This window comes from Clostridium sp. E02 (genome assembly GCF_003833015.1).
GTDB lineage: Bacteria > Bacillota > Clostridia > Lachnospirales > Lachnospiraceae > Lacrimispora.
Genome location: NZ_RJLQ01000015.1, coordinates 66,194 through 89,802, shown reverse-complemented (window position 1 = coordinate 89,802; position 23,609 = coordinate 66,194). Strand labels below are relative to the sequence as shown.

At 40.2% G+C, this 23,609-nt stretch carries 21 protein-coding genes; 11 read left to right on the top strand and 10 right to left on the bottom strand.

Annotated elements, in window-relative coordinates; genetic code table 11:
- Window positions 1-76: 76 nt before the first annotated feature.
- Together EFT72_RS12520 and EFT72_RS12515 are read right to left on the bottom strand one after the other, a co-directional pair.
- Window positions 77-1,618, bottom strand: coding sequence for a sodium/proline symporter (locus EFT72_RS12520; RefSeq protein ID WP_124067262.1), 1,542 nt, complete (start codon window positions 1,616-1,618; stop codon window positions 77-79).
- A gap of 208 nt (window positions 1,619-1,826) precedes the next feature.
- On the bottom strand, window positions 1,827-2,426 hold the full coding sequence (locus tag EFT72_RS12515) for a TetR/AcrR family transcriptional regulator (RefSeq protein WP_124067261.1): 600 nt from the start codon (window positions 2,424-2,426) through the stop codon (window positions 1,827-1,829).
- 170 nt (window positions 2,427-2,596) lie between these two features.
- On the opposite strand from EFT72_RS12515, the gene EFT72_RS12510 reads away from it, so the two are divergent.
- A complete protein-coding gene (locus tag EFT72_RS12510) occupies window positions 2,597-3,565 on the top strand; it encodes a phosphotransferase (RefSeq protein ID WP_124067260.1) in 969 nt (322 codons plus the stop codon).
- Here the strand turns inward: EFT72_RS12510 and EFT72_RS12505 are convergent.
- The 4 genes from EFT72_RS12505 to EFT72_RS12490 all read right to left on the bottom strand — a co-directional run bounded on the left by EFT72_RS12505 (window position 3,562) and on the right by EFT72_RS12490 (window position 8,861).
- Window positions 3,562-4,737 carry a YibE/F family protein gene (locus tag EFT72_RS12505; protein ID WP_124067259.1) on the bottom strand — a complete coding sequence of 392 codons (1,176 nt, stop codon included), beginning with the start codon at window positions 4,735-4,737 and terminating at the stop codon, window positions 3,562-3,564. The two genes, EFT72_RS12510 and EFT72_RS12505, sit on opposite strands and share 4 nt — an antisense overlap.
- Window positions 4,738-4,757: 20 nt before the next feature.
- Window positions 4,758-6,269, bottom strand: a complete 1,512-nt coding sequence (locus EFT72_RS12500; protein ID WP_206426647.1) for a metallophosphoesterase family protein — start codon at window positions 6,267-6,269, stop codon at window positions 4,758-4,760.
- A 143-nt stretch (window positions 6,270-6,412) separates the two neighbouring features.
- Entirely contained in the window at window positions 6,413-7,771 is a 1,359-nt protein-coding gene (locus EFT72_RS12495) for a citrate/2-methylcitrate synthase (RefSeq protein ID WP_124067257.1), read from the bottom strand.
- A 181-nt stretch (window positions 7,772-7,952) separates the two neighbouring features.
- Complete coding sequence (locus EFT72_RS12490; protein ID WP_124067256.1) at window positions 7,953-8,861, bottom strand: LysR family transcriptional regulator; 909 nt, start codon at window positions 8,859-8,861, stop codon at window positions 7,953-7,955.
- A 202-nt stretch (window positions 8,862-9,063) separates the two neighbouring features.
- Between EFT72_RS12490 and EFT72_RS12485 the strand changes: the two genes are divergently transcribed.
- The 9 genes from EFT72_RS12485 (at window position 9,064) to EFT72_RS12445 (ending at window position 18,542) form a co-directional block, all read left to right on the top strand.
- Window positions 9,064-10,017, top strand: coding sequence for a flavodoxin family protein (locus EFT72_RS12485; protein ID WP_124067255.1), 954 nt, complete (start codon window positions 9,064-9,066; stop codon window positions 10,015-10,017).
- A gap of 17 nt (window positions 10,018-10,034) precedes the next feature.
- Window positions 10,035-12,050, top strand: coding sequence for an FAD-dependent oxidoreductase (locus tag EFT72_RS12480; RefSeq protein ID WP_124067254.1), 2,016 nt, complete (start codon window positions 10,035-10,037; stop codon window positions 12,048-12,050).
- Window positions 12,051-12,063: 13 nt separating this feature from the next.
- Window positions 12,064-12,585, top strand: coding sequence for a DUF1097 domain-containing protein (locus EFT72_RS12475; protein ID WP_124067253.1), 522 nt, complete (start codon window positions 12,064-12,066; stop codon window positions 12,583-12,585).
- Window positions 12,586-12,588: 3 nt separating this feature from the next.
- Entirely contained in the window at window positions 12,589-13,374 is a 786-nt protein-coding gene (locus EFT72_RS12470; RefSeq protein ID WP_124067252.1) for a phloretin hydrolase, read from the top strand.
- A 353-nt stretch (window positions 13,375-13,727) separates the two neighbouring features.
- A complete protein-coding gene (locus tag EFT72_RS12465) occupies window positions 13,728-14,405 on the top strand; it encodes a trimeric intracellular cation channel family protein (protein ID WP_124067251.1) in 678 nt (225 codons plus the stop codon).
- The gene (locus EFT72_RS12460; protein ID WP_124067250.1) at window positions 14,398-15,093 is read left to right on the top strand and encodes a TIGR01906 family membrane protein; all 696 of its coding nucleotides are present in this window, start codon (window positions 14,398-14,400) and stop codon (window positions 15,091-15,093) included. The genes EFT72_RS12465 and EFT72_RS12460 overlap by 8 nt, the downstream gene beginning before the upstream one ends.
- Before the next feature lie 87 nt (window positions 15,094-15,180).
- Window positions 15,181-16,734 (top strand): D-alanyl-D-alanine carboxypeptidase family protein, encoded by a 1,554-nt coding sequence (locus tag EFT72_RS12455; RefSeq protein WP_124067249.1) that lies wholly within the window; start codon window positions 15,181-15,183, stop codon window positions 16,732-16,734.
- Window positions 16,649-17,839: a DUF4118 domain-containing protein gene (locus EFT72_RS12450; RefSeq protein ID WP_243110008.1), complete on the top strand. Its 1,191-nt coding sequence runs from the start codon at window positions 16,649-16,651 to the stop codon at window positions 17,837-17,839. The genes EFT72_RS12455 and EFT72_RS12450 overlap by 86 nt, the downstream gene beginning before the upstream one ends.
- Window positions 17,832-18,542 (top strand): response regulator transcription factor, encoded by a 711-nt coding sequence (locus tag EFT72_RS12445; RefSeq protein ID WP_124067248.1) that lies wholly within the window; start codon window positions 17,832-17,834, stop codon window positions 18,540-18,542. Before EFT72_RS12450 ends, EFT72_RS12445 begins: the two co-directional genes overlap by 8 nt.
- Here the strand turns inward: EFT72_RS12445 and EFT72_RS12440 are convergent.
- The 4 genes from EFT72_RS12440 to EFT72_RS19795 form a co-directional block, all read right to left on the bottom strand.
- Window positions 18,539-19,531 carry a 3'-5' exonuclease gene (locus EFT72_RS12440; protein WP_124067247.1) on the bottom strand — a complete coding sequence of 331 codons (993 nt, stop codon included), beginning with the start codon at window positions 19,529-19,531 and terminating at the stop codon, window positions 18,539-18,541. The genes EFT72_RS12445 and EFT72_RS12440 overlap by 4 nt on opposite strands.
- 13 nt (window positions 19,532-19,544) lie before the next feature.
- On the bottom strand, window positions 19,545-19,757 hold the full coding sequence (locus tag EFT72_RS12435; RefSeq protein WP_124067246.1) for a DUF3006 domain-containing protein: 213 nt from the start codon (window positions 19,755-19,757) through the stop codon (window positions 19,545-19,547).
- Window positions 19,758-19,783: 26 nt separating this feature from the next.
- The gene (locus EFT72_RS12430) at window positions 19,784-20,899 is read right to left on the bottom strand and encodes an MBL fold metallo-hydrolase (RefSeq protein WP_124067245.1); all 1,116 of its coding nucleotides are present in this window, start codon (window positions 20,897-20,899) and stop codon (window positions 19,784-19,786) included.
- A gap of 120 nt (window positions 20,900-21,019) precedes the next feature.
- Window positions 21,020-21,970, bottom strand: coding sequence for a cell wall-binding protein (locus EFT72_RS19795; protein ID WP_124067244.1), 951 nt, complete (start codon window positions 21,968-21,970; stop codon window positions 21,020-21,022).
- A gap of 205 nt (window positions 21,971-22,175) precedes the next feature.
- Between EFT72_RS19795 and EFT72_RS12420 the strand changes: the two genes are divergently transcribed.
- Window positions 22,176-23,570, top strand: a complete 1,395-nt coding sequence (locus EFT72_RS12420; RefSeq protein WP_124067243.1) for an HAD hydrolase family protein — start codon at window positions 22,176-22,178, stop codon at window positions 23,568-23,570.
- The last annotated feature ends 39 nt before the right edge of the window (window positions 23,571-23,609 follow it).

The window sequence follows — 23,609 nt, the reverse complement described above, 5'->3', positions numbered from 1 at the left end:
AAAAAAGGTGCAAAAACCGCTCTTCTTTGGCTGGTTTATGCATCTTTTTTATTGTTTTATTATAGGGCTCTGATTATTAAAGTTTCCCTCTGACAGAATTAAATTCTCTATATATTTTTTTATCTGGTTTGGGTGTAATCAGGGATACCAATAGGATCGCAACGCAAGCCACAACAAATGCCGGCAAAAGTTCATAAAGATCCCAGGCTCCTCCCAAAGGACGAATCTGATATTTCCAAAAGAACACCATGATTCCTCCCGATAACATCCCAGCAAATGCACCATATCGATTGCTCCGCTTCCAAAACAGGGCAGCTAACATAACAGGTCCAAAAGAGGCTCCAAATCCCGCCCAGGCAAATGAGACGATACCAAACACAGAACTATCTGGATTCCAGGCAAGGATCACTCCAATCAAAGCAATCCCCATTACGGTCAGTCTTGCAACTCGCATGGAAGCTTTGTTACTTAATTGAATCTTCAAAAAATCTCTTAATAGATTTTGAGATACACTAGATGCCGCTGTTAAAAGCTGAGAATCCGCCGTAGACATCGTGCAGGCAAGGATACCCGCCAATACAATACCTGCAATCACAGAATAAAACACACCATTGCTGCCAAGTAGACCTGCCAGTCGGATGACAACCGTCTCTGACTGGGAACTGGTGAGAAATTGTGGGACATAACCAGCTGCAGAAGCACTGCACCCGATGATTCCAATTAAAATAGCAACGATCATGGAAATCACCACCCAAACCGATGCAATTCTGCGGGAAATTGCCAGCTTATCTTCCTCTCCTATGGCCATGAATCGAAGAAGAATATGAGGCATACCAAAGTATCCAAGCCCCCATGCCATTGTAGATATTCTAGAGAGAATCCCATAGGGGGAAGACGTCTGTGTGGTGATGTCATAAATCTTTGTCATGTTTAAATAGCCATCCAAAGATCTGGCATGTAGAAGTACCTGATTCCAGCCTCCGGAAATTGATATCCCAAAAAACACAATGATAATCAATGCTATACTCATAACAATACTCTGTATCAAATCCGTCGTGGACACCGCCATAAACCCACCCATAACTGTGTAACCTACAATGATCACGGCACCAATCACCATAGCCAGATGATAATCCACCTGAAACATACTATGAAATAAAGTTCCCACCGCTTTAAAACCAGATGCCGTATATGGAATAAAAAAGATTAGAATCATAATTGCAGACATACACATTAAAAAATGCTTCTCATCCCCATAACGGCGAGAGAAAAAATCAGGAATGGTGATGGCATTGCATGCCTTAGAATACCGTCTTAGACGTTTCGCAACCAGAAGCCAGTTAAGATAAGTACCCGCTGCCAAACCAATTGCCGTCCAGCCAGCATCCGCAATTCCAGATAAATAAGCGACTCCCGGCAGTCCCATTAACAGCCAGCTGCTCATATCCGATGCTTCCGCACTCATCGCAGTTACAAAAGGCCCCAGCTTTCTTCCTCCCAAATAAAAATCATCGGCGGAATCCCCTCCACCTTTTTTGCTGTAATAAAAACCAATATAAACCATAACCGAAAGATATGCCACAATCGCGGTTATAATTCCCACCTGTTCCACACTCATATGGATCCTCCTATGCATTGATGTAATTCGATTCCTGCACTTATTCCATGAGCAACCGTGGGTGTATTATACCATCATCAAAAACAGAACACAACGCAGAACGAAGTATAGACTATATACTAGACGAAATTATACAATTAATCATTTTCCCCTTTATATATAAGCATTATATACCGTACGAAACCATATAACAATCCTGTTACAATCATTATAATTGACTTACTTCTGGTAAAAACCCACCCAGAAACACAGGCATGGTCTGAATACTATACTGTAACAATGAATATTCTCCTCCACACAGACACCAGTCGTAGAGAAGTGCTCGTTCACAAAGAGCGTAAAGTTTAACCATCTCTCTAACGGTGAACCGGTCACTGATCTCGCCTTTTTCCTGCCCCCTGCATATGATTTTTTTCAGAAGTTTATAATACGTCCGATTCTGATCCAGCAAATGCTTTTCTCCACTAATCGTTAGTTGTGTGGAGAGCAGCCGACTTAGTAAATCAATTGGAATGCTGTTCTCAACCATCAAAAACAGCTCTTTATTGAGAAATAAAAGCGTTTCCATGGCTGGCAAATCCGGAGACAGCGACTCAATCAATGCTTCATATTTGTCATCAAAAAGAACACTGAGCGTGGAAAGAAGTGCATCCTTACCATCAAAATAGTGATAGAATGAACCTTTTGAAGTTCGGCTTAGTTCAATGATCTCTTCTACCGTAGTCTCTTCATATCCCTGTTCATAAAAAAGCTTCCACGCTGCATTTACGATCTTTCCTCTTGTGTTTCTTAAGTTCTTTTTTGCCACCAAAAAGTCCCCCCTCTTCTATGCCAATTTGGCTGAATTTCTCTCGCCAGTATACCATAAGAAAGAAGGTACCGTCCAGAAAATACTCTGTCTTATCCAGTTGTTTCATGCTATAATTGGGATAACTATTATTCTTCCCGGGCTACTTATATAAGAAAGGATACGTTAATATGAAAAGTCGTACAAAGAACAATCAAACCCAGGAGACGCTTAACCAGATGATTTTAAATGCGTTTCCTCAGCGGATCTCAACCAGCATCACAGAACTAACCGAAGGTTATTTTAATGTTGCTTACCGCATCGCATTTGAAGACGGAGAAAGCGTGATCTTAAAGATCGCACCTCCTGCCGGAATCCCCGTTATGTCCTATGAAAAAGACATGATGAAAGGGGAAGTTATGGCCATGCGTATCGCCGCCAAGTCAGCCCATGTGCCTGTGGCAAAGATTCTCTATTATAACGAACAGTTCCCGGTATTAAATTCTCCTTACTTTTTCATGGAATTTTTAGAAGGACAAAGCTTTCACTTATTAAAAGACCAGTTAAGTGATGAGATAAAAAAGAAGATCAAAGTCAATTCCGGAAAGCTGAACCGAACAATCAACGAAATAACTGGAGAAGCCTTTGGTTACATCAGCCAACCAGATACCTGGGGGCCAAATTGGTACTCCGTCTTTAGTCAGATGATTAATCTGGCGCTATCCGATGCCAGACAGTTATCCATTGATCTTAAAATATCGACAGAAAAACTTCTCCATCAGTTAAAATTAAGCCAGTACGCCTTTTTAGAAGTAACCACCCCAAAACTTGTTCACTGGGATTTATGGGATGGCAACCTGCTGATTAAAGATGATAGAATCAGCGGTCTCATAGATTGGGAGCGTGCCTTATGGGGAGATCCGCTTATGGAAGCAGGATTCCGTAGCTATGGGAATTCAGAAGATTTCAAAGAAGGATACCAAGTAAAGAATATATCCAAAACAGAGCAGGTACGGATTCTCTGGTATGATCTTTACACCCTGCTTCTTATGGCACAGGAATGTGATTATCGCAGATATGATACCAGAGATATGTATGACTGGGCTACAAACCAGTTAAAGGAAACGCTTAATACCCTTACATTATTACAGGAATTTTAACCTTCCTTCTCTACTTGTTTTTTTAAATATCCAGCTTCAGCCGCATAGGAGGAAAAAAAAGACACCATTGGAACGGTAAGGACCACACCCATACTACCTGATATTCCCTGCATAATTTCAATCAAGATGTTGTTGGAATTGATGATTTGTAAAAAGGGCAGTTCATAGGCATAATTCAACAAAAGAGTACTGACGCCACTTCCTACGTAAGCCAGTATCAGAGTATTGACCATGGTACCCATGGCATCTTTTCCTACATTCATACCGGAACGGAATAATTCCCACCGAGTAAGCTCAGGTTTCTGCCCGTGAATCTCGAATACAGTAGAAGCGATAGACATTCCCACATCCATAACCGCTCCCAAAGAAGAGATCAAAAGACCAGAAAACAGCAGTTCCCCCACCCGGATTCCCCGAATGTTTTCCAACACAACCAGAGCTTCTATGTTGGATACGTTGTAACCAGAGATATGAGCCGCTTTTCCAAACAAAAAGGCAGAGATACCGGCGATGATTACACCACTTATCGTTCCAGCTGCTGCACAAACCGTCTTACGACACCAGCCCCCTAGCAAATACATGGTCATAAATGTAGTAATTCCTGCCACCAATACCGCTGCCAAAAACGGAGAATATCCTTTGTAGATCATCGGAATATAAAGCCACATTATACACAAAAATGTAAAGAGAAGGCCCAGACAGGACAATACTCCCTTTTTCCCTCCAACCAGACAAACAACCAGTAAGAAAATAAGGATAAATCCCACCACTGCGCCCACCCGGTCCGGACTGTAAACCGTATGGATGGCGATATCCCCAGATATACTTTGTATTACGATAACTTTAAGGCCGGACCGGCAGGCAGCTCCAAATAAGTAACCATTGTTACTAATTGCTTCCGTAAGACTTCCCTTTTGGCTTCCTGACAACATTTTTAGCAACACTTTTTGCTGTCCCACTCTGGTCCCATCCTCCTGTATATTATCCTCCAGGATTTTAACCACCTTTGCCCGCTCAAATGTTCTTCCCTCTGTTTGTACCAGATGCGCAATATCCACCTGGTTAAACTTGATTAAAAACAGGGAAAACCCTAGCAGGATGAGGAAAAAAAGAAAATGTCTCTTACTACTCCTTTTTAATAGTCCAGATATCCCTCGTATATTTTCTTCCATTCTTTGACCCTCACTGTTCCTTACTGCCTTCTTGCATATCCAGTCTTTTTCAGTTCATAGGTCTCGTCAATCTTTTGTGAATGTCCGTTTACGATTTCATAGGTATCAATGGAAAAAGTACTGTCATTCATTCGGAGAACCGAATAAGATGGATTCCAGTTCTGATTTCTTACTGCAATATAGTCCTGTTTATTGGGAATTAATTCATAATATTTACTTCCCGTTGCAGAATTGGCTTCCATATACAAGGTACCAATGGGGTTTGTCACGCTGGTTGGCATGGTGTTGGAAATGCTATAACAGGTATTCTCCGCCTGGAACGCTGGATCCGTATAAGGAGATACGTTACCCGCTTCGTCTATCACATTGTCCCAGTCATAAAAACCAAAATCAGAATGAGATTTAGAATCTGATTTTAAAAGATAACTTCTGGAATAAGTATGATCATGTCCTTGAAGTACCACATCCACATGATATCGATCCATCATAGGAGTCAGCTGAGTCCGTAATACGATACCATCGCTGTCAGAATGGTCCAGACCACTTCCATAAATATCCTGATGTATCATAACGATTCTCCAGCTGGTATCCGGATGAGCCATGACGGCTTGTTTCATTGCCTGTTCATGCTCAGCACAGTTATAGTTGTTGGTATTTAAAATAATATAGAGTGCTGGTCCATATTTAAAAAAGTAATCTCCTCCTGCTGCTGTTTTTCCAAGATGAGTATCATTTGGATTATTAAAGTGATACTGGTAGCTTTCATTGGTGGAATCGTGATTCCCAATGGCTGTGGCGACCGGAAGCGATTTCATAAAATCCGCATTTAGAAAACCCGCATACTCAATCTCATTGCCAGAATCTTTTCCTTCTACATTTTTGTTAATCTGATCTCCTGCAGAAAGAATAAAGCTGATATTTGGGTTTTTATCCATGGCGATATTCAAAGTCTGATTCCAGCTAAACGCATCGTTTCTTGCTGCCGTATCCAGCGCTGATTTGTTTTCTAGTTTATCGCCCCGACTGGTGGTCTGCCCTTTGGAAGCGCCAATTTGTGGATCTCCAACGTATAACATGGAATAGTTGCGAAAGCTGTGAGTTTGAAAGGATTCTACCGGTCCTGGAACCCCGTTCTTAAAGAATTGGTAGTAATACTTTGTGTTTTCTTTCAGCGAATTGGCAGACACCTTATTGCTTCTGTAGCCGTCCACCGCTGGAGAAGTTGTCCCTTCATACGAAATGGCATCGCCCATGTCCGAATGGGTAGAAAGCAATACAATTGGAGTTTCCTCCCCCTCTAAAGGAGAATACCAGGCAAAATTCATCTTCGTTTCATCCGCCCCTGGAGTTAACGCTATCTTTTCGTAATCCGTACTGACTTTATTCTCCCACTGTAAAACCCAGCTATCCCAGTCTTTTTCCTTGGTCGAGTCTGTAAAATGCTTGGTCGCTGCATATACGTATCCCCCAAAAAACGTCATGGTAAGGACACCCGTTATAACAGCAGTCAAATATTTCTTTCTGCTCTTCATACATATTCCTCCTGATTTCATGTCTCAATCGTTGTGAAACAAATTGTTAAAATATGGAAGCACTTCTCATATTCTAAAGAATATATCAGTCCGAACTAAGATTCAAGTGACTTTTCTCAAGCTTTACAAACTATACTCTAATTTTACCTCTCTTTTAAATCCCTATATTCCTCCTCCTGCATTACGCTGACATAAGCGGGACGAATGATTTTATCCATGTTGATTAATTCTTCAATCCGATGGGCACTCCAGCCTACAATTCTTGCAATGGCAAAGATCGGGGTAAATAATTCTTTTGGAATATCAAGCATGCTATATACAAAGCCACTGTAAAAATCCACATTTGCACTCACCCCTTTATAAATCTTTCTCTCATCGGCAATCACCTCTGGTGCCAAACGTTCCATCAAGGCATAAAGGTTAAAATCGTTTAACCGCCCCTTCTCCTTCGAAAGCTGTTTAACAAATCCCTTAAAGATTTCAGCACGAGGGTCCGATTTTGAGTATACCGCATGTCCCATTCCATAGATCAGACCTTTCCGGTCAAATGCCTCTTTGTGAAGAAGTTTTCTTAGATAAGCTTCCACCTCTTTTTCATTCGTTAAATCCTTTACTTCTTTTTTTAAGTCATCCATCATATCTACCACTTTAATATTAGCTCCGCCATGCTTGGGACCTTTTAAGGATGCAAGTGCCGCTGCCACCACACTGTAAGTATCGGTTCCAGAAGATGTCACAACATGAGTGGTGAACGTAGAATTATTCCCTCCACCGTGTTCCATATGAAGAATCAGAGCTAGATCCAAAACCTGTGCTTCAACACTGGTATATTTCATATCCGGCCTTAGGAGTCTTAATAAATTTTCTGCAGTAGAAAGTTTCTCATCCGGTCTATGGATGTACATACTCCCATCCCGCTCATAATGATTGTAAGCATGGTAACCATAGACAGCCAGCATAGGCATGACACTAATCAGCATAAGACTCTGACGAAGAACATTTGATACTGAGATGTCACTGGCTTTTTCATCATAGGATGATAACGTAAGAATGCTTCTTGCTAGGCTTGTCATCATGTCATGGCTTGGTGCCTTCATTACCACATCTCTCACGAAATTAGTTGGAAGTGTACGGCTGTATCCTAACGTATCCTTGAAACGTTTTAACTGCTCTATATCCGGAAGTTCTCCAAATAATAGAAGATAAGACATTTCTTCATATCCAAACCGATTATCTTTTACCACTCCATTGACCAGATCATAGATGTTATAGCCACGATAAAACAACTGTCCCTCACATGGTATTTTTTCTCCATCTACCGTTTTACTTGATTGGATTTTTGATACCTTGGTCAAACCGGCAACCACACCGCTTCCATTTTTGTCTCTAAGTCCGCGTTTGACATCTAATTTATCATAGGTTTCCAAGTCAATTCTTTCATCACTCATACAAATATCCGACCATTCTTTTACATTATTCATAAATTCATTATGATCCATCATGCAAACACCTCTTTCTGAGATCAGATTGTCAAGTTCCACCGTTTACCAAATTTTTCTGTATTCTTCTCTTTTGTAGATGAATAAATTAAAATTTTGTTCATTTTTGAACTTTTTTTCATATCATATATAATTTCACAAGAAATTGCAAGTAAAAGTTGGTCATACTGCAGTCAATCATAGGTTATATAAAAATATTGGGGTGCTTTTGCATATATTCTTTGAATGTATCCAAAAACAAAGCAACGGCAGGATTGTCTGTATTCTTGTGCCATGCCAGAGCAAGGGCAATGGAAATATTGGTAAAATCTAATAGGGTGTAAGTAAGATTTTCATTGTTCATATACTCCTTAGAGTGGTATGGAAGAATGGAGATACCGATACCAGATTCAATTGCAAATAGAATATCTTCATAGAGAGGATAGGTACTCACAATCCGTGGGGTAAAGTTCATATGTTTGCATAGTTCAAGTACTTGTTGGTGCATGGTGACAGCACGGGCTGGATCCATAAAGACAAAGGGTTCCTTGGCGAGTTCCTCATAATTCAAGGCAAGATGTTTGGTGGCAGGATGATTCTTTGGTGTTACCAAGCAGTAATGGTCGGTCTGAATGATCTTTGAGGAGAGACCATTTAGAGGCATGAGATCATGAAACATAGTAAAGTAGATATCATATGCATGGTTTGCTGCACTTTGATATAGTTGCGCGGCATCCTGTCGATAGAGATTAATTTTTATATTGGGATGGAGTTTTTTAAATTCTTGTACGACACTGGGAAGAAAATTTCTAGTAGGAGCGGCCAGGTGTCCAATCTTTAATTTCATCACACTCTCATTGCGTTGCTGAAGCTTATAGCAGGAGTGTTTGAGAAGATCGACTGCCCGTATGGCATCTTGTAGAAAAATCTCTCCTTCATCAGTTAATTCTACAGTTCTAGTACTACGTGTGAATAGGTTCACTCCAAGTTCACGTTCCAGAGATTTGATCTGGTGGCTGATACAAGGCTGTGATATGTAATATTCTTTTGCGGCAGCTGTAAAGTTTTTGTGCTTTGCAACTGAAATAAAGTAATCTAATTGAAGTAAATTCATAAACTCTCCTTATTAATAAAAAAACGTGATTAATATTTCATATAGAATCGAATTTCACAAGTGAAAGCATTTATGCTAAACTATTAGTACATTAGGTTGTTAAAAATATAACAAAACAAACAACGTATTTATTTTAGCAGAATAATTGGCTAGTTTCAACGTTTCCAAAGAAAAAAACGAAAAAGAAAGTCTGGAGAAAAAAATGAGTTTTAAAGTAATGGGTGTAACCGCTGGAAGAAAGAATAGTAATTCGGAAATTTTATTAAAAGAGGCACTTTTAGTCTGTCAAGAGAAGGGGGCCGAGATCACAATGATTAATTTAAAAGATTACAATATTGTTGATTGTAATGGCTGTACTTCCTGTACCATGGGAATGTCTATGGGAAAACATACAGGATGTTCCCTCGATAAGGTGGATGATAAGAAAGAGATTATGGAAGTTATGTTAGATCAGGATGCCGTTATTTTCGCCGCACCAACGTTTGATCTAATGCCATCTTCTTTATTTTTGAAATTTATGCATAGAAATCTTGCGTATGAATCAGCGTTCCTAACTAAGATTGGTGCAATTGCACCAAGAGACCGTATCGGAGCATTGATCGCAGTAGGCGGTTCTACTCATTCCTGGCAGTCTATGGCACTGGAATGTATGCAGGCAACCACATTTACCAATAGTTTCAAGGTAGTAGATATGTATATGGCAACCCAAGTACCAGCACCGGCCCAGGTTCTTCTCTATGAAGAAAAACTTGCAAGAGCAAGAGAGATAGGTGCGAATGTAATGACTGCATTAGAGACAAAACCAGAAGAGCGGAAATGGTTAGGGGATCCTGATTACGGCTGGTGTCCAAACTGTCATAGTAATTCACTTTGTCTTGGAGAACCACAATGGAAAGGCCTCCAATATCCAATCGAATGTACCGTTTGTGGAGCAGGTGGAGATTTAGAAAAAACAGCAGACGGTAAATGGAAATTTGTGATTGCTTCTAACGGATTAGAAAGAGATCGAACGACAGAAGAAGGCCGTGGGGTACATTGTGATGAAATCGCAGAAACACAAGGAGGATTCTTTATGGATCCAGAGAAGCGTAAGATCGTTGCAGACAAGCTTCCTAAGTACAAAGAAATTCAATTTAAGACAATTATAATCGAGTAGAAAGAAGGATTATTATTATGAAATTTGAACATTTACTTAGCCCAATGAAAGTAGGAAATAGAGTTTATAAAAACCGTATTGTCAGTGCTCCAATGGCATTTAGTCTGGTAGCACAAAATCCAATGGCAGCAGAAATCTCTTATCGTAAATTAGAAGGACCAGCTAGAGGTGGAAATGCCTGTGTTATCTTAGGAGAGACAGACATTAACTTTACCGATGCCATCCGTATTCCAGGCTTTCGCCCATTTGATTTTGCAAAGCCAGAAGAAGATATGGAAACATTCAAAGCAGTTAGTACATATGCAACACGAATTAAGAAACATGATTGTATTGCGTTAGCAGAACTTGTTCACTGCGGACTAGAAAAAGTTCCATTTTCACCAGAGGAAGAAGCAATTGGACCATGTGATGCAGTCAATCTAGCTGGAGTCAAATCACGTGCGATGACAAAAGAAGATATGGACCGTGTTGCCAGTGAATTTGCTGTGGCAGCTACCTATATGCAAAAAGCTGGATTTGATGGAATCTTAGTACATGGCGGACATGGATTTATCTTTACACAGTTCTTATCCCCATTGATCAATAAACGTACGGATGAGTATGGCGGAAGTCTTGAAAATCGTGCAAAGTTCCCATTACAAGTCTGCAAAGCAATTAGAGATGCAGTGGGTCCTGATTTCTTATTTGAACTTAGAATTGATGGAACCGATCATCAGCCAGGTGGTATTACACCAGAAGAAACAGGTAGATTTATTCAAATGGCTGAGCCATACATAACTTCAGTACATGTTACTTGCGGTATCTATGCAGAATCCGTAGAATCTGGAACAGAGAGCAGTATGTTCCATGATCATGGATTAAATATTCAACCAGCTTCCATCATTAAAAAATATACTTCTCTTCCCGTTGGAGCAGTTGGTGGAATTAACTCCCCAGAACAGTGTGAAGAAGCAATTGCAGCAGGAATGATCGACTTTGCTATCTTAGGAAGACAGATGCTTGCTGATCCTGACTTTACAAAGAAATGTATGAGTGGGGATGAAGCACAGATTCGTCGTTGTCTGCGTTGTTATAAATGCTTCCCAGGTTCTCCAGAAGAAGGTTATGATGATCTTCCATTTACAAGTGAACAATTAGCTCTTTTCGTAGGACATTGTACGATTAATCCAAAAGCACATTTACCTTTTGATATCGATACCCTGCCAGCACCTGTAAAAAGTGAGAAAGTGTTGATTATCGGCGGTGGTATTGCTGGTATGCAGTCTGCAATCACAGCTGCAGAGCGAGGACATAAAGTAACATTAGTAGAAAAGAGCGATAAGCTTGGTGGGTTATTGTACTTTACGGATGTTGATGTAGATAAGCCAGATTTACGTAATTTCAAAGATATGATGATCCGTGAAGTGAAACGTGCAAATGTAGAAATCTTAATGAATACAGAAGCAACACCAGAATTCATTCGTGAATCTGCAGCAGATTCTGTGATTATAGCAACTGGTTCAAAACCAACTTGTCCTCCAATCAATGGAATTGAGAATGCTCATCAGGCAATGGAAGCATACAATGGAACTTGCACGCCAGGAAAGAAGATTGTAATGATCGGTGGTGGTTTGGTTGGATGTGAAGCTGGACTTCATTTACAAAAGACTGGACATGAGGTTACCGTTGTGGAGAAGCTAGATCGTGTCGCAAATGAAGCATATGGTATGTATCGTGAAGCTCTTGTAGGTGAGATGGAAAAGAATCATATGGTTATATTGCCAAACACAAAGTGTCTTGAGATTACAGATCATAGTGTTAAGATTGAAAATACAGATGGAGTACAGGTATTAGAAGCAGATACCATTCTTTATGCATTAGGAATGAGAAGCCTTGATTTTACAGCATTGAAGGAAGCTGTAGGCAATGCAAACCTTCAGATTATCGGAGATGCTATCAAACCAGGAAAAGTGGATCAATGTACAAGAACGGCTTATATCGCAGCTTTAAAAATTGGAGCGGATGAAAAGTCCATCGAAATGATTCAGGAATAGGAACATCTAAGATATGAAAAAAGAGAAATGGCTAAATACCTTGACCTTGGCTATAGGCATTGCTTTATTGCCGCCCGCTTGGGCAGTCCTGAGTCCTTATCTAGGCGTTACGACAGGAGCAGTTGCCTTGATTTGTGCAGGACTTTATGTGGCGAATGGAAGTAAACTCTCCATGGCAGTTCCTATCTCAGTTGGATTTTTGCTCGGAGATGCTTGGGCAGTCCTTGCACTTAAGCTGATGGACATAATGCAGCTAAATGAAAATATAGAATTGTATCTTACCTTGTTTGTATTAGGAGGAATTGCTGTAATTGCAGGAACTCTTTTAGAGAAGATTGTCTTTGTACCATCCTGGCTTTGCGGATGGGCCATTGGTCTTACCATTCTTGCACCATTAGGAATTGGTAAGATTGGTTCTCTACCATTACAGATTGGTGTAGCCATGCTGGCAGGAGTCTGGTATGTTGGGGTTTTAGTAGATTTATTTCAGAAACGATTGTTACAAATTTTTAGAAATAATAGAAAAGGAAAATAAGAGATGGTTACTTTAACGGAAGAAGAAAAAAAGTTATCTTATGTGAAATATTTTAATCAAGAACTTGCTGCGATTCCAGCCGAGAAACTTGCCATCGCAGCAGGTCCGGCATTGGACAAGTTGGACATCTTAAAAATCGAGGATCGAAATCTATTCTTAGCAGGAAAAGATACCGGAGCACAAGTTGGCTATGGCGTTGCTGAAAACGGAACTGGATATGTTGCCAACAAAACTTTTATGCCTAGGGTTACGGTAGAAATGATGGACTGGTGGTTTGCATGGCATCCAATCGGAAGTGACTTAAGATATAAGCTATGGGATCATGATGATCACTATTATGCAAGAGCGAATAAACCAGAGTATATTTTAAATCCAGAAGTTCCAATGAATGAGAAGACTTGGGGAGTGGATCATGACATTCTTGAGGATATTGGAATGGGGCCATCTCCATTACGAATGCATTTTATGCGTCCAAGAGATTGTGGATATGACGAGACATTAATCGGTGGTGATAACTGTAACTCCCTAGTATGCGCAGTAGGTGAAGGAGATACACCAGCATTTATGACACATAAGTTCTGTAAAGTTGAGGGAGGAATTCAGCTGATCAGCAGGTTCTGGATGGGATATGCTCTCATTGATGGATCACTTACCAAAGTAGTACCAGATGGAGTTTGTATGCCAGAGATGGCACCGAAAGCACTATTTACACATAATATAAAGGAATTTACCAATCTTGCAGCCATCCTTCCAGCACTTTACGCTGAGGAGAAAGATAACTGGAAATAGGAAAAATGGAATCGAAGATTCATAAAGCTATACATGTTTAAGAGAGGTATGGAATATTTCTTACAAATAAGATCAGCATGAAAATGTTGATCTTATTTTATGTTAAAATAATCTGGCTGGCGGCAAGGATAGAACTACTGTTGCAAAAGAAATTAAGACTGGGATATGAATACTCGATTCAAGAACCAAAAACTGCAGCGGGGCTTTGAAGATGCAAAATTAAGCAGTTTTATGCTGAAAAATGGATATATAAGTAGTTGGTGAAACGTGTACTGATCCAATCATATTGACAAACGCCCGTACAACTCTTATACTTTCCTTAATTTCCCTACGTTTATAATTGGAGGTTTTCCATGAAAATAGAATTTACTTTACTTTTCTTTGTCGAAGCAATCGGTACCATCGCATTTGCCTCTTCCGGGGCTATGGTGGCAATTAAAAAACAATTGGATCTGTTAGGAATCATCGTTTTAGGGGTAACCACTGCAGTGGGAGGGGGAATGCTAAGAGACATCATTCTTGGAAATTTCCCCCCAGCCCTATTTAAGGATCCCATTTATGTATTTCTTGCGTTTATAACGGTTATGCTTTTATTTATATTAGTAAGAAAAAACCAGAAGTTTATATCTGGGCCATGGATGGTAACATATGAAAAAATAATGAATCTATTCGATGCCATAGGACTTGGTGCGTTTACAGTCGTTGGTATGGATATGGCACTTTTATCTGGCTACAAAGATTATCAATTTCTTACCATATTCCTAGGGGTCATCACTGGAGTGGGCGGGGGGATTTTAAGAGATATTCTAGCCGGACAAACACCTCATGTCTTGAAAAAACATGTTTATGCCTGTGCCGCCATTACTGGTGCACTTATATATGCTTTCCTTATGAATTGCATGAACGAAGATGCAGCAATGTTAACCGGTGCCTTTTCCATCGTGCTCATCCGTTTATTAGCTGCCCGTTTTTGTTGGAATCTCCCTACCGCAGTAAAAATTGATGAAAGAAAGGAAACACGTCATGACTAAAGTACTACAATATACCATTGGAATTATATTCTCTATCTGTCTTATGATTGTTCTGCTTTTTACATCTGTAGAAGCCGCCGTTTACTGGACTCCTGGTTATTTTGAAAAAGAATATGCAAAGTATCATGTACCCGAAGCGGTGTCCATGACCATGGAAGATTTACTCGATGTCACTGGGGAAATGATGTCCTATTTAAGGGGAAACCGGGAAGATCTTCATGTAGAAACCACTATGGGTGGTGTAAACCGAGAGTTTTTTAATGCCCGTGAAATCGCTCATATGGAAGATGTTAAGGGACTATTTCTTGGTGCCTTATCCCTACGAAGAGCCTGTCTTCTCATTATGGCAATCTGCCTGCTTCTACTAATATTGTTAAAAACCACGTTTCAAACCACCTTTATAAAATCACTTTGCATTGGAACGGGACTTTTTTTCTGTCTGATTGCTGGAATTGCAGGAATTATATCCACGGACTTTACCAAATATTTTATATTATTCCATCGTATTTTTTTTCATAATGATTTCTGGATGCTTGACCCTTCTACGGATATGCTCATTAACATTGTACCAGAAGGATTTTTCCGGGACACAGTGTTTTATATTGGATTCCTTACTATTTCCAGCGTCCTATTCATCCTTATTATCAGCTTTATAATCCTGCGAAAATACAGGGAAAATATCAAATAATCTTTACTTACCGTCTCAAATCACATATACTGTAGCTTGAAGTACTTTATAAAAACGGATTAAAAACCAACGGAGAGATTATAAAATATGACTCATAAAAAAAGAAAAATCACAGTTTTTTTCCTGTGTCTGTTTGTGCTTATATCTGCGCACCCCACCCTCATATATGCCTCTGCTGACTGGCCAAGCGGGGTTTCAGTTAAGGCAGAGGGTGCAATCCTTATTGATGGCGACACCGGTACCGTCTTATGGGGGCAAAACATTCACAAAACTTATTTTCCTGCCAGTATTACCAAAGTTATGACTGCACTTTTGGTAATCGAAAACTGTAATCTAGATGAAACCGTAACCTTCTCCCACGACGCTGTGTTTAATGTGGAATCAGGAAGCAGCAACGCAGGAATCAATGAAGGGGATAAGCTGTCAGTCAAAGACTGCCTTTACGCCCTTCTTCTTAAATCCGCCAACGAATCCGCCAACGCCCTTGCAGAACATGTGGCAGGAAGCAGAGAAGCTTTTGCAGATCAGATGAATGCCCGTGCCAAAGAATTGGGATGCCAGAATACACATTTTGCCAACCCAAGTGGACTAAACAACCCCGAACATTATACTTCCCCTTATGATATGGCACTAATTGCCAAAGCTGCTTTTGAAAATCCTGTGTTTGAAGAGATTGACTCGACCACTCATTACAAGCTCCCTCCAAATTCCATTAATAAAGAAGGGCTTTCGATTCATCCAGGTCATAAGATGATTCGAAAGACTCCTTTCTATTATCCCGGAGTTATCGGCGGAAAAACAGGTTATACCACGTTAGCGGGAAATACACTGATCACCTGTGCGCAGAAAAACGGAATGAAACTGATCACAATTATTTTAAAAGGAACCACCCCTCAGTACTGGACAGACACGAAAAATCTATTGGATTTTGGCTTTGAAAACTTCGTCTCTTTAAAAGCAGCAGACTATGAAAAAACTTACAATTCTGTGACTAGTGATTTAAATTTTAGTGGTTTGTCTATTACCAAACCAGAAGCACTTATTCTCGACCCAGACAGCCACATCATACTTCCGAAAACCGCTGATTTCTATGATGCACATGCAGAATTAAGTTACGATATTTCTTCTGATGATCCAGAGAATGCCATTGCAAAAATTAACTACCGATACAATGACCGTGTGGTTGGAAATACATTTTTGATGATCAATCATGCCCTCTTTCCTAAGGAAACCACGAAAAAAGAAACCCCAATTTCAAAAGATGGTGGGGCGAAAGAGGCTGCAGAGGATGTGTCCTCTGAAAAAGTTTTAGACAAAGATACAAAAAAGTCCAAAGAAGAAGCAGAGGCAGAAGCAAAGGCATACCGAGAAAAAGCACTGCGACCGTTTGAAATTCCACTCGCTGCGTGGCTCGTTCTTGGTGGTGTAGGGGCGATCGCTTTCATTGGTGGTGCATCGGCATTTTTTATTTATCGCAAGCACAGAGAACAGCAGGATTACTTAATTCGGAGAGAACAAAGGATGAGACGCCTAAAAGATTCCGGTGTTTCAGCAGATGAGTTTAATTCTATACTGGAACAAAGAAAAAGCAGTTATACTTCTAAGAAAAAAGGACGACGGAACCATTTTACCTTCCGTTGATGGTGGGTTGACCATGGAACACTCCAATAAAATGACAAAAAAAGAACTAGTGTGGAACATCTGTATTACGTTTTCATATCTTTCAGGAGCCACAGCTATCTCATGTCTCCTGTTTTTTGTAGCAGGAGATACCGCTAATGTGGGGATTGTATACATGATGGCAGTGGTTTTCATCTCACGCTTTTCAAATGGTTATGTTCCGGGCGTAATCGCATCTTTTATTAGTGTGATTTGCGTTAACTTAATTTTTACTTATCCTTTTATGCTTCTTAACTTTACCCTGGAAGGATATCCCATCACTTTTATTGCACTTTTGCTTATCTCAAGCCTAACCAGTGCTACGACCTCTCACCTAAAGGAGCAGAACCGGATCATCAACGAACGGGAAAAGATGTTAATGGAGGCTGAAAAAGAGACCATGCGTGCCAATCTGCTTCGTGCAGTCTCTCACGACCTGAGAACCCCTCTTACGGGAATCATCGGTGCCAGCAGTTCTTATCTAGAGGATGATAAATCTCTTTCATACGAAGAGAAATCTAGACTCGTGAACGAAATCCGAGAAGATGCCAATTGGCTTTTAAATATGGTAGAAAACCTACTAAGTGTCACCAGAATCCGCAATACAAAAGCCCAAGTGAGCAAATCTTACGAACCTTTCGAAGAAGTTGCCTCAGAAGCGGTACAACGGTTTCACAAGCGAATTCCAGATGTAATGGTGCGTGTTACCGTACCCGACGCTCTTGTAATGGTACCTATGGATGCGACATTAATTGAACAAGTAATTATAAACCTTCTGGAAAATGCTGCTTGTCATTCCAATACAACCGCCCCCATACAGATCACTATATCCACGCAGGGAGACTGTGCCCGGTTTGATATCCGGGATTATGGCGATGGGATTTCACCAGAAAGACTTCATTCCTTATTCGATGGACATGCTTCTTCCTCTGACCACTGTTGTGATACAAAAAAAGGAATGGGAATCGGTCTATCCATCTGTAAAACCATCATAACAGCACACAACGGCTCCATCACAGCCTTTAATATGAATCAGGGCGCACTTTTTACTTTTACACTACCACTAGGAGAAAATTCTTGTGAATAAATTTACGATTATCATAATTGAAGATGAGAAAAATATTTTAAGTTTTATGGAACGTGTATTAGAAAGACATGATTATAAAGTAATTACCGCAAATACTGGTAATGAGGGGATTTCTCTTATTAATTCCTCTTGTCCGGATGTCATTCTTTTGGACCTTGGACTTCCCGATATGGATGGGACCGATCTGATTAAAAGTGTAAGAAGCTGGACTTCTATCCCAATCATTGTTATATCAGCCAGAACCCAAGAATTTGAAAAAGTATCCGCTCTTGATTTGGGGGCGGATGATTATATCACCAAGCCTTTTGGTACCAATGAACTATTGGCCCGAATCCGTACTGCACTTCGTCACGGGAAACAGACGGTCCGGTCGTCTGACGGCACGGTGGTTCAGATCCCATACCGTTGTCAAGGACTGACCATTGATTTTACCAAACGACTGATCACTTTAAACGAGATTCCCATTCATCTAACACAGATTGAATATAAGCTGGTATCATTGCTTGCAGAAAATTCCGGTAAAGTTCTAACCTATGATTTTATCATTAACCGAATCTGGGGGCCTTATGCGGACAGCAACAACCAGATTCTAAGGGTCAATATGGCTCACATCCGAAGAAAGATGGAAGTTAATCCAGGAGAGCCTTATTATATCTTTACTGAAATCGGAGTGGGATACCGGATGAGAGAAAGCGAAAATTAAGAAAGGGGATGGGTCCCCTTTTTTTTATTCTGTTTTCTGATTTTCGTTTTTTCTACCCGTTTTTTTTTAGCTTCCTCTTTTTTTTCATAGATCCCTAAGATCTCCTCTGAATCCACAAGTTTCATTGTCTTGACTACATAGATCTGCCCGTCTTCATTTCTTCGCAAACGGATCTTCCCCTTGACACTGCCATGAACCGGACAAAGACCTAAAGCCGTATAAAATTTTTGGTTTGAAGTAAACCATCGGATTTTTTTTCTTAGCATCCGGTTGCATTTGCAACAGATTAAATCAGTTACTGTTTTATCCGCTATGGCATCTTGTTTGGTTTCAAACGGTCTTGATATATATTTGGAGTAATCTGGAAACACCAGATATACTTCTTCTTCTTTTCGTTGAGGCAATCTATAATAATCAATAGACCAATAGGCCTCCACTCGGCTAAAATCCATCTGCCCCATGATACGCCCCGTATAATGGGCATCGTCAAGCGCACGGTGAAATGGTCTTTCTTCTAATATTCCCATCTCCCCTACGGCAATATCAAGAGACAATCTGCTTTTCCCATCCCCATTATGAAGGCTGTAAAGTTTCTGGATATCATAATAGAGCAAAGGTTCTAAAAATGGACTTGGAAGTTCATAATACGTAATATTACGCTGCAGTTCCGTCAAATCCATAGAGCCCCAGGTGCAAAATATGGGATCATCCCCACACCATGAGATGAAATCTCTGATTGCATCTTTAAACTCCAAGCCTTCTCTCATCAGTATTTCTTTTTCTATATGAGTTACTTCTAATATTTTTTCATGAAGTTCGGGATATACCCTGGGTTTAATCAGCCGTCTAAACTCCCCTTTCTCTTCCATAGAATCATCCAATCGAACTGCTCCGATCTCTATGATTTCAAAAGGAAATTTTTCAACTGACTCTTCCTTTCCTCCGGCACTTTGGTTCCATTCAAGATCCAGTACAATATAATTTTTCATAGATTCAAATCCTTTATTCTATCAGTCTTTTCAACTTTTGCCGCATGGCATCTTTCCGTTTTTTGGTTTCTGCCACGTCTATGATCCAAACTCCATCTACCATTTCTAAGATATCGCCTTCCACAGCTTTACCTGGCAATTGTTCCACCCGAAGCTTTGCCTGATTGCCAGTCTCATCTTCACAAAAAATAATTTCTTCTTCTATTCGATCTATGATGTATTTCATACGTATTCCCCCTTCCGATCCACATGTTATGGATTACAGGTTTTACAAGGCTCATAGCCCATATGAACCAACTCGTCTCTTGTTCCTGTCTCGGTTTTCTGATTCTCTTTTTTCATGGAGTTTGCATATTTACAATCCGGTAAGTGAAACTTTTTGGTATTGGTATTAACAATATACTCCCTGCGTAACGTCTGACTGGTTTCACTTGATTCCCCATTCGGTATCGTCATAGACGCACCGTTTTTAGGTACACTAAGATTGGTTCCGTCACTTTTAATAACAATGGTTCCAAGTTCATCTGTTCGAAAATATGTGATGTTTCGTTCTTTTAACATGGTTTTTATCTCTTTGTGTGGATGCCCGTAATCATTGTCCTTGCCACAAGAGATGATCGCATACCGAGGCTGAACCGCATCCATAAATTCAGGAGAGGATGAGCTTCTGCTTCCATGATGAGAAAGTTTCAACACATCTGCTTTTTCTAATACTCCCTGTTTTACCATGTCTGCTTCTGCTTCTTTTTCCGCATCCCCACAAAGCACAAATCTGTTTTTCCCATAGGTCAGTTCCATTCCAACGGACCAATTATTCAGATCATTGCCATAATCCTTAACCGGACTGATGATCTGAAAAACTGCATCTCCCAGTTCATACCGGTCTCCGACTCTAGGTAACGTTATTTTTAAATTTTTATCTTCAATTGCCGAAAGGAGATTTTCATATACCCTTGTGGTGTGTTCTTTTTCTGGTAGAATCACTTTTTTCACGTCAAATTCGCGTATGACTGCCTCTAAGCCTCCAATATGATCGGAGTGGGGATGGGTGCCTATTACATAGTCCAAAGTCTCTACTCCTTGTTTTTTCAAATAGGAAACCACCACTGGACCCTGTACTTTTTCCCCTGCATCAATCAACATAAAATGCCCATCGGCTTCTATTAAGGTACTATCTCCCTGTCCCACATCAATGGCATGATAGGTCAGTCCTTTGCTCGTTGGTAACGTAGATTCTTTCTTCTGTCCAGACTCCTGTGGGAGCGCATGATTTGCAATGGAATCTCCACATCCGGTTAAACACAGAATCCATAAAACTGCCACCCATAGGATCCATCCATAATAGTTTCGATTCTTTTTTTCTGCCATTCTCATCTAGCTCCTTCGTGTTATTATATGATAGATTGTAAAATCCCACAAGTATTTGATTTTATTCGTTCAGAAAAAATCTGCGGACTGCATCAATCGCAGCCCGCAGATTTTAAATATTTAAGGATTTTTGGCTCCGTCTTCCCCCACCGTTGCTCCGTCCGGAGTGATACAACTAAAAAGCATCTGACCGCTTTCCTCATCGCAATAATACTGCTTTTGATTCCAGCTGATCCAACCGGTTTTCATATAGCCCCGAGCATCAAAATAATACCATTTCTTATTCACTTTTTTCCAACTATTTACAGGAAAGGTGCCGTCGCTGTTTTCATACCACCAGCCAGTCTCATTCCTTTGAAAGATCCCTTCCTCTTTGTTGGTCAGCCGGTTTGCCTGTGCCATGGACTCATTAACACTTCTTGACGAAGATTCTACCCACTCCCCACTATTTTGTGGGTTTATTTTGTTCATGGGACGAACTCGAAAGAAATAAGTTCCCGGTTTTGTCAGAGCGTCCCTAAGATCAAGACTCGTTTCCTCCGTGGTATCCACATTACCCATACGTTTTCCATTACGGTAGAGTTTTACTTCATACCTTCCAGCACCTGAAGATTTTCTCCAACTTGCAGTATGATCGTCACTCCAATAGGCTTCCTGGATTTTCTGGGTAAATTCATTCACAGGCGGCAAATCAATGGTAACCGTCAGCGTCTTGCTAAAGTCTTCCCTTTTTTGCTTAACATAAGTCCCACCAACGATGGTATAGCTGGTATCATAGGTGGAAAAATAATAACCATCCTCTGCATAAAGCTTTACTTCCATTCTTGGAATGTCAGTATCTGTCCATCGAAATTCATCGTTAAAAAATACACAGTCTCCTACATTAATCTTACTGGTTTTTGCGGTTACTTCTGCTTGCTGATCCGCAACCAAATCGCCGGAGACAATATCGGCCGTTATCGTTAAATTCACATCCGTAATTTTTTTCGTCGCAGCTTGTGCTGTACCGAGATTGATCCCCAAGGCAAATACGGCGGTCAATGCAAATGCTAGAACTTTTTTATTCTTCATTATTATCCCTCCTCTTTCCATCTGATTATGGCTCAGATTCTGGTCTTCCAAATCCTATTATAGCCTATTTGTTGTAAAATGTGAATGGTTAACCCTCTTTTAAAGATTTACACCACCGACTCAATATGCTATCATAAAAAGTATTATACATCTATTTACTATCATACTATTACTTTTTACTGTAAGACAAGGAGTTTAGGAAGTTATGCACAGTTATGCCCAAACTACAATCCGTTATCCACAGCAAGTACTTGATTCAACCACCGGTATGGGGACAGACTTAGAAGCAAATACCCTTTTATACCCAGGATTTTTAAAAAACTGCAATTACAACTGTACCTACTGTCCCATTCCTAGTACGGAACCTTCGACGCAAGAGGCTTCCAATGATAAGGATCAGTTTGATCGGTTCCTAGAAACTTTTAAGGACCAAGCAGGGAGCCAGACGACTAAGGCTGTGTTAATCTCTCCAGCTGGAGAAGCTCTTATTTATCCATATTATTGGAAAGGCATGGCTATGTTGACGTGTCTTGACGGTATCGATGCGGTAGGAGCTCAGACAAACTTAAGCTTTTCCATAACAAAAAGTCTTAAGATATTTCAGGCGGCAGGCGGCCGTATGGAAAAACTAAAGATTTGTGCCGTCTATCATCCAGAGATGGAATCCATCTCCCGGTTTGTTCGTAAATGCAACAAACTGTTTAAGGAGGAGATTTCATTCAGTGTTGGTGTAATCGGCATCCCAGAACATATGGAGATAATAAAAGAGCTTAGAAACAAATTACCCAATAAGATTTATATATGGGTTGATCCCGTAGAGAATGCAAAATCAGATTATACTGAGGATGAATGTAAGGCATTCCAGAAGATGGATTCTTATTTCTTAAAGAGTCCATACGTCGATGGGGTGAATGTTTTTGGACCCTATCCTCAATTCCGAATCCCATGGAAACCAAAAGCACTCTTTTTTAACATTAATGGAACATTGATCTCAGAAAAGAGTATTACCCCAGATCCTGATATAGTTTCTTTTTTAAAGACCCAGAAAGAGAATGGACCACTATTTTTTGCCACCTCTCAAACCTATCAGGAGGCCAGCCGGCGATGCCGGGATATATTCCCTCTTTTTCGTGGTGGAATCTTTTCCGGAGGTGCTCATGTGGTCTTAAATGCAAAGGCATCACAAGTTGAAAAAGAATTATATTTGCCTTTGGACCCTTTGATTCTCCCTATACTAGAGAAAAAACAGGGAGAATTTGGTTGTCGACTTCGAATTTTTCAGGAGAAGGATCTTGTTTACATGCTTACTCTTGAAAAACCAGCCAGCCGTACCTGGAGGGATTTAGAACGTACACAAATTGAAGAAACGTTAAAATTAAAATCAAAAAAATTTAGGTGTTTTATCAAAAAAAACTGCCTCTATATTGTTGCTTCAAAAGCGAACAAAAAAAACGGGGTAATGACGTTATGCAATTGGCTCTCTATCCAGCCAACCGACTGCTGTGCAGCCGGACATGATATGGAAGACATCCCTATGACATCGATCTGTGGATATACTTTGGCTTCCAAGGACGTAAAAAAAGTCCTCCCCTGGGATTAATCAAGTAAGCATTCTATTTTTCAACGAAAAAGAAATCGG